Source organism: Rhodoplanes elegans (assembly GCF_016653355.1).
Taxonomy (GTDB): domain Bacteria; phylum Pseudomonadota; class Alphaproteobacteria; order Rhizobiales; family Xanthobacteraceae; genus Rhodoplanes; species Rhodoplanes elegans.
The window spans coordinates 17359-29175 of record NZ_NHSK01000154.1; the positions used below are offsets into that span (position 1 = coordinate 17359).

An 11817-nucleotide genomic window follows, 5' to 3' on the forward strand; every position below is an offset into this window, starting at 1 on the left:
CTCGGCTTTTTTCGTTAGTTTGCAATTTTTTTACTATCAGAAACGATATGAAGTATCGTTTTGTGACGTAAGATTCTCGATCGGTAAATCGGCCCGACGGAGTGATCGCATGACCTCCTCCTGCTCTCGGCCGTTTCCCGTCTGGCTTCCTGCACGCCTGCGCGGATGACCGCGTGACGATTGCTCGGTGCCTCCCGCCACATCGCTTTCGAGATCGGTCCGCGCAGGCTGGTGCCAGAGCCCGTGAACGGGTCGCCTCCTGGGGCATCGCGTTCGAGGCGGCTCGGGGCGGCGTGGGGTGACGAGCGCACCGAGCCTCGGGCGCCAGTTTGGCCGACCACGGGCGACCGCAGACGACCCGCCGGAATCGGGTCGACCGGCGCAGACGCATCTCGACCCACAGGCGCCAGCCGACCCGCACATCAGCGTCATGACGTGTACAGACGCGACTCCGCGGGTCCGGATTACGGGTGCGGCACGGTCGACGAGACGATCCGCATGCCGGTTACTTTGAATCGGGCGATGCCCGCGAGGTGGTAGACCTCAGGCGTCGTCGAGTTCACCGGCATCACCTCGATGAGGCTGATGATCGGCGAGCCGGGCGACGGTGTGACATGGGTCACATCGACGTACCGAACGGCCGGGTAGAGCCGCGGATCGAGCCCGTGATGCGCCTTTTCCCGCTCCAGCCAGATGATGAAGTGCCCGCCGGCCTTCTGGTCGACCGCCTCGTACCGGGTCCGCAAGACCACCGGATAGATTGCCGGGTGAGCCGCAACCGGCGTCGTCGGGTTCGTCGCGTCTCCGCCCGTCGCGGAACCGGATGCAAAGCCCACCACCGTCAGGACGACGATACCGGCCGCCAAGCGACCGACACTGCCCATCGCGCGGGCCTCGCGCGGCGCACGACGTCCGGAGGGCCGGTCGGCGGACGGAGACAGGGCCGCCATTCGGCGCGACGGCGGACGCTCCTGACCGCCCGCCCGAACGACGCCGTATGTCACGGCGGGGACTAGCCGGCACCAAAGTCTTAGACTTGTGCACATTCGGACTGGTCGATCCGGGCACGACCGGGGCTTCTCGTCAGTCGTTTCACTGTCTCGTCCGACCACGCGTGCCACTCCCATCGATTTGGAACCCGCTGCGCGAACCACGCGATCTCGACGTTGCTGTACCGGGATGTTGCCGAGACACCACGCGGCTCTCGTCCGGTAACCATAACGCCTCGACCTCGTTCTTAACTGTTGGTTAATTAGCATCGATATGTTAGCAGTGACGATACCGATATCGATCACATTGCGGATCGCGACACGTGTCGAGCGTCCTTGATACCAACGTCGATGCGAATGGCTCGGCCGCCGGCGACATTCAGCGCCCACGCGGCGGCCTGCCCTACGCCGTCATCGAGCCGCTCATCGCACTTACGGACGCGACCCTGATCGTCGTGTCGAGCCTCCTCGGCGGCATGTCCTATCATCTGGTCGCGAACGGCCAGGTCGGTGACATGGACGCCTATGCCGGCCTCGGTCTCGTCGCCTGCGTCACCTACGCGCTCGCGGGCTATCATTTCGACATCTACCGACTGACGAACCTGCTGCAGCGTCACCGGGATTATGTGCGGGTCTTGACCAGCTGGTCGCTCGCCGTGCTCGCTTTCGTCGTCGTCCTGTTCCTGTTCAAGATCGGCGCCCAGGTCTCCCGCGGTGGGGTCGTCGGCGCCGCCATGGTCGGGGCCGTGGCACTCGTCGCATGGCGGCGACTGGCAAAGCGCAGCCTGCGCCTCGCCCTCGTCCGCGGCACCATCCTCGGCCGACGCGCCCTGCTCGTCGGGACCGCGGACGAGCTCGCCCATCTCGGCACCCGCGATCTCCTCGTCACCTTCGGAGCCGAGGAGGTCGACCGCGTCGCATTGCCGATCCTGGTCAATCGCAGCGTCGTATCGCCCGTCCAGCGAGCCGCCGTCGCACAGGCGATCGAGCGTTCGCGCGCGACCTCGATCGAAGAGGTGCTTTTCGTCCTTCCCTGGACCAACCTGGCGCAGATCGAGTTCGTCTCGGAACGGTTCCGGGTATCGCCGTTGCCGGTCCGGCTCATCCCCGACCGCGCCGTCCGGACGGTCCTGCGTCGGCAAACGCTCGGAACCCGGCAGTGCCTGCTGGTCGATCTTCAGCGCGGGCCGCTGTCGAAGGTCGAGCGCGGCATGAAGCGCCTTCTCGACATCGCCGTCGCGTCATTCGCACTCGTCGTGCTCGCCCCGCTCATGCTGCTCGCGGCGCTCGCCGTGAAGATCGACTCGCCCGGACCCGTCATTTTCCGCCAACGGCGCAACGGCTTCAACGAGCGCGAGTTTCTGATCTTCAAGTTCCGCAGCATGACCGTGCTGGAAAACGGGCCGCTCGTCACCCAGGCGACACGGCACGATCCCCGCGTCACCCGCGTGGGCCGCTTCCTGCGACGCACCAGCATCGATGAATTGCCGCAGCTCTTCAATGTGTTGCGCGGCGACATGTCGATCGTCGGGCCGCGCCCGCATGCGATTGCCCACGACGACGAGTACAGCAAGATCATCGGCAAGTACGCCTACCGGCATCACGTGAAGCCCGGGATCACCGGGTGGGCACAAGTGAACGGATATCGCGGCGAAACCCCGCACGTATCGCTGATGGAAAAACGTGTGTCCCTCGACATCTGGTACATCAACAACTGGACGATCGCGCTCGATCTGCGGATCATGATCAAGACTGCCTTCGAATTGCTTCGCCACCGAAACGCGTACTGATACAAGTCTTCTTCGTCCAAGTCTTCCTCATCCAAGTCTCCGCCCCGTCCTCGTCCTGCTGGCTCGTACCGCGCTGTCGTCAGCCTTGCCAACGCTCCGCTGCGGCGACCCGCCCTTCGTCGTCCACCGGGCGTTCGCGCCGATCGTCGCTGCCCGGCGCGGCTGCCCGTCGTCGCTGCCTGTCGTCGCTTTCCGTCGTCGCTTTTGATCGTCGCCCTCGGGCTTCGCTCCCTGTCGCCGCGGTCCGGAGGCTCCTGGCCTCGGTCCCGCTGTTGCCCGCCCCTCCGTCGACCGGACGTCCACTAGTTCGTAAGACCGTATGTCCGTCTCTGGTGGGTGTGGCTCGTCCTACACTACGTGCCCGAGGGTTCCCGCGCAGCCAGGGCTCGAGGTCGGCGAAGATCGGACGGCTCTTCTCCTGCCGCACGGCGCGGCGCTCCTCTGCGGGGCGGCCGCGGATCTCTGCCTCGACGGCGTAGAGCCGGGCGATGCGGTCGAGCGCTTCGCTCGCGATCGGCGCGGCGCCGGCAGCGGCCATTTCGTAGAAGCGGCGGCGCACGTGGGCCCAGCAGAAGGCGAGGTGCACGCTGCCGCGCCCGGCGAGCACGCGATAGCCGCCGTAGCCGTCGACCTGCAGGATGCCGCTGAACCCGGCGAGGTGGGCGATCGGCCGTTCCGCCTTGCGGTCCGGCGCGTAGACATACGCCACGCCAGGCGGGTCGGTCCCGCCCCAGGGACGGTCGTCCCGCGCATAGGCCCACAACTGGCCGGTCTTGGTGCGGCCGCGGCCGGGATCGAGCACCGGCGCCGTCGTCTCGTCGGCAAACAGTTTTGCGGACGCCTTCAGCTTCCCGAGCAGGCGTTCATGCACGGGCCGCAGCAGGAAGGCGGCGCGGCCGACCCAGTCGGCGAGCGTCGAGCGATCGAGCGCGATGCCTTGCCGAGCGTAGATCTGGGCCTGCCGATAGAGCGGCAGATGATCGGCGTATTTGGCGACGAGAACATGCGCCACCGTCGCTTCGGTCGGCAGCCCGCCTTCGATCAGCCGGGCCGGCGCCTCCGCCTGCACCACGGCGCTCTCGCACGCCCGGCAGGCGTATTTGGGTCGACGCACGACCAGGACGCGGAACTGGGCCGGCACGATGTCGAGCCGCTCGCTGACGTCCTCGCCGATCCGGTGCAGCGCGCCGCGACAGCATGGGCAGGCGCGATCGTCGATGTCGACCACCATCTCGATGCGAGGCAGATGGGAGGGAAGCGATCCGCGGTTGGTGCGCCGCCTGGCGGCCCGGGCCGCGCGCTCGGCCGGGGCCGTCGTGTCGGTCTCGGCCTCGCCACTCGCCGCCACCTGCTCGACGTCCTCGAGACCGAGCAGCAACTGATCTTCCGGCAGCGTCTCGGCCCGCCGACCGAAGCGGTGCCGCTGCAGCTCCTTGATGATCTGCATGAGCCGCTCGGCGCGCGCCCGCTCTGCCACCAGCATCGCCTTCAGCGCGGCAGGGTCGTCCGGGAGCGTGTCCGAAGTAGCCGTCATGGTGCGATTACACCATGCAGCGCAGCGCTTCGCGAGCCTCGCGTGCGACGTGATTCACTCTGTCGCGGTCAGCTCGGCTCGACCGGCACCGGCGTCTCGCGGGCCGCATGAACGCGGCACCAGTCGAGTCCTTCGAGCAGCGCCGAGAGCTGCGCGGCCGACAGCCGGACCACGCCGTCCTGCACGGTCGGCCAGCGGAAGCGGCCGTCCTCCAGCCGCTTCGCGAACAGACAAACGCCGGTCCCGTCCCAGAAGATCAGCTTCACCCGGTCGGCACGTTTGGCCCGGAACACGTAGATGGTCCCGGAGAACGGATCGGCCCGCATCTCCTCGCGCACCAGCGCGGCGAGCCCCTCGGCGCCCTTGCGGAAGTCGACCGGCCGGGTCGCCACCATCACCCGCACTGCGCCCGTCGGGCCGATCACGGCCGCGCCCTCAACGCGCGGATCACCGCCGCCACCGTCCGGGCTTCAGCGCCGGCGCCGATCCGCACGCTCACGCCGTCGATCTCCAGCGCGATCGTGCCGGTGACATCCGCAGCCTTGCGGTCTCTCCGGGGCTTCCGAGGCCGACGCACAGGCTCCGGCGAAGGCGAGGATGCCTCGACGACCGCCGGCACGAACAGCGTCGCCTCGGCCGCCGGCGCCCTTGCCACCGGTCGCCGCGCCAGCCGCCGCCACGTGAACACCTGCTGCGGCATCAGCCCGTGCCGGCGGGCGACCTCCGACACGACGGCGCCGGGCACCAGCGTCTCCTCGACGATCCGGGCCTTGTCGTCCGCCGAGAACCGCCGCCGCCGTCCCATTCCCGAGATCACCTCGATCCGGTGAACCGCCCCCTTGGGCTCGAACATAGGGTCAAGTTTAGACACAAGCCGATCTCCGATTCAGACCTCGATGATCGGTACACTCCGCCCTCTCAAACCCCCGCAGTAGGTGGGACCAAAACGACGCTCTGATGTCCATTGTCAACGAGCAGGGCGCAAATATTCTTTGCTCTGAAGAGCGGCCGGAAGTGATGAACGCGCACAGGTGGAGGCGGGATCTGAAGGACGTCGGTGATCAAGCTCTGATGCGCNAAAGCGGTCGACGGGAATTCCCCTGCCGTGATCCCGCCCCCGCCGGTGCACGTGTGAATGCCGGCGTGGGCGACCGATTAACTGGGCTGTGCCTCCCGACCGACCGCCCACATGAAGCCGACGAGCTTCCACGTCCCGATCGGGCGGGAACGATCAACCGAGCATCTGTTTGTGTTCTGGTAGGTTCTTCGTGTCCCTCCGGTGAGGGCCGTCTTGCGTCCGGCTGGCTGAGCGGCGAGGTCATTAGGACTATTTCTATGGATAGTCCTAATGACGAACACGCGTGTGCAGGTGATCACGTCGATTCAGCGGCGCCGACGGTTGACGCGGGAAGACAAAGAGCGATTGGTCGCGGCCGCGATGGAGCCAGGGGTGGTGGCCTCGGCGGTGGCGCGGGAGGCCGGGATCCACGTGAGCCAGCTGTTCCGGTGGCGGCAGCAGCTTTGTGGTCCGACGGGACCGTCGGCCGGGTTCGCCGAGGCGACGATCCTGCCTGAGCCGAGGGTGGCGGGGGACTCCAGCTCGATTGCGGTGGCGCCGAGCGGGTCGATCGAGGTGGAGTTCCTAGCGGCCCCTCGGTTGCGGGTTTCGGGTGTGGTCGATCCGGCGACACTGACGGCGGTGATCGACGCCTTGGCGAAGGCCGGCCGCCGATGACGCTCCCGATCCCGAATGGCGCGCGGGTTTGGCTGGCGACGGGCCACACCGACATGCGGAAGGGCTTCAACGGTCTGGCGCTGCAGGTCCAGGAGACGCTGCGGCGAGACCCGCACAGCGGTCATCTGTTCGTCTTCCGTAGGCGCAGCGGTGGACTGATCAAGATCCTGTGGCACGACGGCCAGGGCTTCTGCCTGTTCGCGAAGCGGCTCGAACGCGGCCGGTTCCTGTGGCCGTCGCCGGTGGACGGGACCGTGGCGATCTCGGCGGCACAACTCGGCTACCTGTTGTCCGGGATCGACTGGCGCGCGCCCCAGTACACGTGGCGGCCCGACGCGGCGGGGTGACGCGGCGCCTCGTCCCGGGCTCACAAAGGCATCCGGGTGTGATTCTATCAGTGGGAGATGCGCCCCGCTGATTCGCCCTTGCCCGACGACGTCGAGACGCTGAAGCGCCTCGTGCTCGCGCGCGACGCCGAGCTGGCCCGGGCTCGCGCCGAGGTGTCGAGCGCGGAGGCGCTGATCGCCCATCTTCGGCTCGCCATCGAGAAGATGCGGCGCGAGCTCTACGGCCAGCGCAGCGAGCGCAAGGCCCGCCTCCTCGATCAGATGGAGCTTCAGCTCGAGGAGCTCGAGGCGGCCGCGGCCGAGGACGAGCTCGCGGCCGCGACGGCGACCGCCGCGGCGGGCGAGACGCCGGTTCGGCCGCACACCCGCAGGACGCCGTCCCGCAAACCGTTCCCGGCGCATCTGCCGCGCGAGCGGATCGTGGTGCCTGGCCCGACCACCTGCACTTGCTGCGGCTCCGGACGGCTCGCCAAGCTGGGCGAAGATGTCACCGAGACGCTGGAGTCGGTGCCGCGACGCTGGAAGGTCGTGCAGATCGTGCGGGAGAAGTTCACCTGCCGCGATTGCGAGAAGATCAGCCAGGCGCCGGCGCCGTTCCACGTGCTGCCGCGCGGCTTCGCCGGGCCGAGCCTGCTCGCCATGATCGTGTTCGAGAAGTACGGGCAGCACCAGCCGCTGAACCGTCAGGCCGAGCGCTATGCGCGGGAGGGTGTCGATCTGAGCCTGTCGACGCTCGCCGACCTGGTCGGCGGCTGCGCCACGGTGCTGCGCCCGCTCTACGATCTGATCAGAACCCATGTGTTCGCCGGCGACCGCGTGCACGGCGACGACACGCCGGTGCCGGTTCTGGCGAAGGGTAAGACCGACACGGGCCGGGCCTGGGTCTATGTGCGCGACGATCGCCCGTTCGGCGGGCACGATCCGCCGGCCGCCGTGTTCTTTTACTCGCGTGATCGCACCGGCGATCATCCCGAACGCCACCTGCACGGCTATGGCGGGATCCTCCAGGCCGACGCCTATGCGGGATTCAATCGGCTCTACGAGGCGGGACGCAAGCCGACGCCGCTCGTGGAAGCCGCATGTTGGTCACACGCACGCCGCAAGTTCTTCGTGCTGGCCGACGTGACGACCAAGGCTCGGGCGAAGCCATCTGCCGTCGCACCATTGGCCCTCGAAGCCGTGCCGCGCATCGACGCGATCTTTGACGTCGAGCGCGAGATCAACGGTTCGCCGGCGGCCGAGCGCCTCGCCCTGCGTCGTGAGCGAGCCGCTCCTCTCGTCGCCGACCTCGAGATTTGGATGCGGGCCGAGCGGGTCCGCCTGTCGCGCCACTCCGACGTCACCAAGGCGATGGACTACATGCTGAAGCGTTGGGCCGCCTTCACGCGGTTCCTCGACGACGGGCGAATCTGCCTGACGAACAACGCCGCGGAACGCGCCCTGCGTGGCATCGCGCTCGGCCGGAAGTCGTGGCTGTTCGCTGGCTCCGACCGCGGCGGCGAACGCGCCGCGCTGATGTACACCCTGATCCAGACCGCCCGCCTGAACGACGTCGATCCGCAGGCCTGGCTCGCCGACGTCCTCGCCCGCATCAACGATCACGCCATCCGAGATCTGGCCGCGCTGCTTCCCTGGAACTGGACGCCGGCCCCGACGTCGCTCGCCGCCTGACCCACCGTCCCGGACAACGCAAGCAGAAATCCCGCGGCCCCCGCCGGGTGGGTACGGTTCTTCATGCCGCGCCATCCCCGTCCGTGATACCCGAGGTCACGCGAGTCGCACGAGAGGCGATCGGCAACAATCGTACGCCCGTTCGAAATCTGGCGACACATTGTTACATATGTGTTGCACGACAAATGTTGACGTCACAACAGTTGCAGTTCTCGTCGAACTCGGCGTCATCGGATTACGAAATATTTTGCTCGATTCGATCGATCACGCCTATCAATTACTAGTAAATCCGTGATGATTTCTTTTTCATTTGATGTGCTTTGGAATTCGGTGTAAGAAAATACACCATCCGCTATGTGCACAAACGATCCCGGGACGAACGAGATGGTCGGACGCCGACACGGAAATCACGAAATCGCCGAGAAGCTCGCCGAGGCGGGCGAGTTGGCCGCCAGGGGCAAAAATCAACACGAGATCGCAAAGGCCCTCGGCATCAGCGTGATGACGTATCACCGCTGGCGCAAGCAGTACGATACGGAACGGGACGAACCCTCGACCGAGACGGCTCGATCAGTGCGTTCCGACGAGACCGCCACGGCGACCGGCCCGAGCTATTCTCCTTCTTCAGGACCTCGCGAGCGGACCCGGGACGTTCGCGAGCTGGAGCAGGAAAACCTTCGCCTTCGGCGTCTCGTGACCGACCTGCTGCTCGAGAAGATGGCCCTCGAGGACGAGCTCGACAGAGGTCCTCGGGACCGTGCTCGGCAAGTCCGGGCGAGGTGACGAACGAGCTTGCGTTAGCGCTGCATGGCCACCTGCGGGATCGCTCGTCGGGGATCGCATCGGGGAGCAGGTCAGCCTCCGGTAGCAGGTCAGCCCGGGAAGCGGATCAGCCCCGCGAGCAGGATCAGCACCGGACTTCGATCGTTCGAGACGCGCTCTATTCACGGCTGCGGCAGAACCAGCTCGATGACCGCTGTGTGATGCGCGTTGCCCCGCGGCGTTGCGCGCGGTTTCCTTGATTTCTCCTCCTCGTCCGCAGCTGTTAAGCACGCCGAACGTTCCGATTTGATTAACATTTGATTTACCTTTACGGTCCCGTCGGATCATTCACCTTCCGGTACCGACCGCCCTCCCGATGACTGCCCTGACGGAATTGTTTCAGGCCCACGGCCAGAATTCGACCGTTTCGGCAGATCAGGTGGTGATCCGGCGCGGCGCCGATATCGTCCGTTTGTATTATATCGTGAGCGGACAGGTGATGCTTTACACGACCTCGCCCGGGGGTCGGGAAATCGCCTTCGACATCGTCCGGCCCGGCGAGGTGTTCGCCCTGACCGGCCTGTCGTCCCGGCGCGCGGCGCTCTTCGAAGCGATCACCATTACCGAATGCGAGTTTCTGACCCTCGATCGCGAGGTCGCCCGTCGCATGGTGCTCGTCGACCCCGCCATGGCGCTCGAGGCGTTCGATATCCTGATCGACGTGCTCCGCCGTCGGACCAGCCTGGCCGAGAGCCTGGCGACTCGCGGCCTCGAAGCGCGTCTCGCCCATTGGATTCTGCTGCAGTTCCGCTTGGCCGACCGCGAGCCCATCGCTGGAGCGAGCATCTCGGTCGAGTTCAGCCAACGCCTGATCGCGGCGTTCGCCGGGGTGTCCCGCGAAACCGTCAACCGCAAGCTCAAGAACTGGTCGTCTCGCCGCATCGTTCATCTGGCGGGGCGCACCCTCACGCTCCTCGATGCAACTGAGCTCTTTCGCATCGCCGGAGATGTCGGCGAGCCGCCGCGGTGACCAGGGCTAAATCTCGCGCGTTGTGACTTCCGTCACTTTCGCGACGGTCGGTCGATCGCTAGTATTGGTCTGAGAAACCCGAACACAGTTCGTCACCCCCCGGTTACGCTACATTCGTTATTCCGAGGTGAATTCTGTGCGCCGCAACGTTAGATTTATGATAGGCGACAATATAGTCGACTCCACCAGCACGCGGCCGGCGGACGTCTATGATTTGAGAACCGCTCGCGAAATGCGTGGATCGATCGGTCGCAGGGGCGTGAGCCGGGACCGCGTGGCGCGCACTCTCGAGACCGAGAACGTCGCGCTCGCTCGGCTCGTGGACCGGATTCGCGCCGATATCGACGACCTGAGACGGCACCTCGACCGCTGAATCCCGCCCTGACCATCGCAGGGCACCGACCCCCATCGCGCCTACAGTCGGGCGTCGGCGTATGATATCGACGTGACCGGATGCAACGTTCGGGCACGAGCGACATGGTGGATTTCGCCGCACTTCTCGAACGGATGATCGCCGAGGCCGATGATCCGGCGCGCCGCCGGGAGCTCGTCTTCGAGCTCGCACGCGCGACGCTGCGGCGGCAGCTCCAGCAGCACGCCCGCATGCTGGATCCGGCCGATGCCGCAGCCCATATGGGAGCGCTCGAAGCCGCCATCGCGACCTGCGCAGCGATTCCGGGCCGCCCTTCGTCGACCTCGTCGCCCCCCGCGACGACTGTGTCCGCCACCGCCCCCCCGGCCGTCGTCCGATCCGCCGCCGACGCATCGGCCGTCGCCGCATCCGCCAGCACTACATCCGCCAGCACTGCATCCGCTTTTCCACAGACTGACATTCCCGTGCCGGCGGAGAACGGGATCGCTGTGTCTCCGCTGCTGGCGGACGCGTCGCGGGGCTTCGCCACGAGTTCACATGAGGGCAATCGGATTGCGTCGCATGGGGCTGGAGAGGGAGTCCCCGACAGTGTCGATGACGCGTGGTCCAGCGCCCCTCGGGCGACCGGTCGCGACGGCCGCGGTCGGCGGCCGCTCGAACGGGACACCATGCTTGCCTTCTCGGACCAGATCCCGTTGTTCCCATTCGCGGTCGAGCCCATCGCCGCGGTCGCGGGACCAGGCGCCGTGCCGCGACGGTGGCGCAGGTCCGCACGTCGCTGGGGCGAGCTCGCGCTCGCCGCTGTCGTTCCGTTGGTTGTTTATGCCGCCGTGGTTCCGCGTGACGGTGCCGGTCGCTCCGAGGTGGCCGGCGAGGCCGCGGGCCGCCGTTCGCCCTCGGCCGAGACCGCACGTCGTGATGGCGAGCCGGTCGGACCCGAGCGCGCCGCGGCCCGGACCGGTCCGAGCGGCGAGGGAGCAGCCACGGACCCGCACCAGACAGCGTTCGCCGCGCTCCTGCCCTCTCCGCCCCTCCCTACCCTCTACGGCGTCTATGCCGTCCAGGGGACACGTTTCACCGAGCTCGAACAGGTGCAGACGAGCCCAGTCGATCCGCGGGTCCGCACCGTGCTGCAGATCAAGACCGCGACCAAGACCCTGTTGCCCGATCGCGACCTCCGCTTCCTCGTCTTCCGACGCGAGATGATGACGAGTGCGCCCGAGCGCGTCCCCGTCCGCATCGCCGCGCGTCTCGCCAAGGTCATGACATTCGACCCGAGCGGCAAGGTCATCACCGCGCCACCCGGGGAAGAGCGGTGGGTGATCCGCGAGACCGGATTCGAGTTCCGGGTTCGTCCGATGCGTGACAATCCGGAGATGATCTGGGTCCAGCCCGAGGACCCGAGCAGCCCGGTTCCGGCCGGCCGCTACGTGCTGATGATCAACGGCACGCCCTACGACTTCACGGTGGAGGGTCCGGTGACGGAGCCGGCCCACTGCCTGGAAAGCGTCGGGACCAGCCGCGGACCGACGCTCTACGAATGCCAACCGAAGTGAGGCCGGCGTCGCGTTTGGCGTCGAAGTGGG

At 66.9% G+C, this 11817-nt stretch carries 10 protein-coding genes and 1 pseudogene; 7 read left to right on the forward strand and 4 right to left on the reverse strand.

Features of this window, described 5'->3' with window-relative positions; all coding sequences use genetic code 11:
• Positions 1-464: 464 nt before the first annotated feature.
• The gene (locus CCR97_RS19240) at positions 465-950 is read right to left on the reverse strand and encodes a hypothetical protein (protein WP_146618600.1); all 486 of its coding nucleotides are present in this window, start codon (positions 948-950) and stop codon (positions 465-467) included.
• A gap of 515 nt (positions 951-1465) precedes the next feature.
• On the opposite strand from CCR97_RS19240, the gene CCR97_RS19245 reads away from it, so the two are divergent.
• The gene (locus tag CCR97_RS19245) at positions 1466-2779 is read left to right on the forward strand and encodes an undecaprenyl-phosphate glucose phosphotransferase (protein ID WP_111355100.1); all 1314 of its coding nucleotides are present in this window, start codon (positions 1466-1468) and stop codon (positions 2777-2779) included.
• 373 nt (positions 2780-3152) lie between these two features.
• Here the strand turns inward: CCR97_RS19245 and tnpC (CCR97_RS19250) are convergent.
• The 3 genes and pseudogenes from tnpC (CCR97_RS19250) to tnpA (CCR97_RS19260) form a co-directional block, all read right to left on the reverse strand.
• Positions 3153-4313 (reverse strand): annotated as a pseudogene (gene tnpC, locus CCR97_RS19250) (IS66 family transposase); the annotation flags it as partial.
• A gap of 68 nt (positions 4314-4381) precedes the next feature.
• Positions 4382-4738, reverse strand: coding sequence for an IS66 family insertion sequence element accessory protein TnpB (gene tnpB / locus CCR97_RS19255; protein WP_111355081.1), 357 nt, complete (start codon positions 4736-4738; stop codon positions 4382-4384).
• Positions 4735-5166, reverse strand: coding sequence for an IS66-like element accessory protein TnpA (tnpA, locus tag CCR97_RS19260; protein ID WP_111355082.1), 432 nt, complete (start codon positions 5164-5166; stop codon positions 4735-4737). The genes tnpB (CCR97_RS19255) and tnpA (CCR97_RS19260) overlap by 4 nt, the downstream gene beginning before the upstream one ends.
• A 495-nt stretch (positions 5167-5661) precedes the next feature.
• Between tnpA (CCR97_RS19260) and tnpA (CCR97_RS19265) the strand changes: the two genes are divergently transcribed.
• The 6 genes from tnpA (CCR97_RS19265) (at position 5662) to CCR97_RS19290 (ending at position 11787) form a co-directional block, all read left to right on the forward strand.
• Positions 5662-6048 carry an IS66-like element accessory protein TnpA gene (gene tnpA, locus CCR97_RS19265; RefSeq protein WP_111355083.1) on the forward strand — a complete coding sequence of 129 codons (387 nt, stop codon included), beginning with the start codon at positions 5662-5664 and terminating at the stop codon, positions 6046-6048.
• Positions 6045-6395 (forward strand): IS66 family insertion sequence element accessory protein TnpB, encoded by a 351-nt coding sequence (gene tnpB, locus CCR97_RS19270; RefSeq protein WP_111355084.1) that lies wholly within the window; start codon positions 6045-6047, stop codon positions 6393-6395. Before tnpA (CCR97_RS19265) ends, tnpB (CCR97_RS19270) begins: the two co-directional genes overlap by 4 nt.
• Positions 6396-6452: 57 nt before the next feature.
• Positions 6453-8066 (forward strand): IS66 family transposase, encoded by a 1614-nt coding sequence (gene tnpC / locus CCR97_RS19275; protein WP_201159767.1) that lies wholly within the window; start codon positions 6453-6455, stop codon positions 8064-8066.
• 384 nt (positions 8067-8450) lie between these two features.
• Complete coding sequence (locus CCR97_RS19280) at positions 8451-8849, forward strand: helix-turn-helix domain-containing protein (RefSeq protein ID WP_111355086.1); 399 nt, start codon at positions 8451-8453, stop codon at positions 8847-8849.
• A gap of 355 nt (positions 8850-9204) precedes the next feature.
• Positions 9205-9858 (forward strand): Crp/Fnr family transcriptional regulator, encoded by a 654-nt coding sequence (locus CCR97_RS19285; RefSeq protein ID WP_111355087.1) that lies wholly within the window; start codon positions 9205-9207, stop codon positions 9856-9858.
• Between the two features lie 477 nt (positions 9859-10335).
• The gene (locus tag CCR97_RS19290) at positions 10336-11787 is read left to right on the forward strand and encodes a serine/threonine-protein kinase (protein WP_146618602.1); all 1452 of its coding nucleotides are present in this window, start codon (positions 10336-10338) and stop codon (positions 11785-11787) included.
• Positions 11788-11817 lie beyond the last annotated feature (30 nt).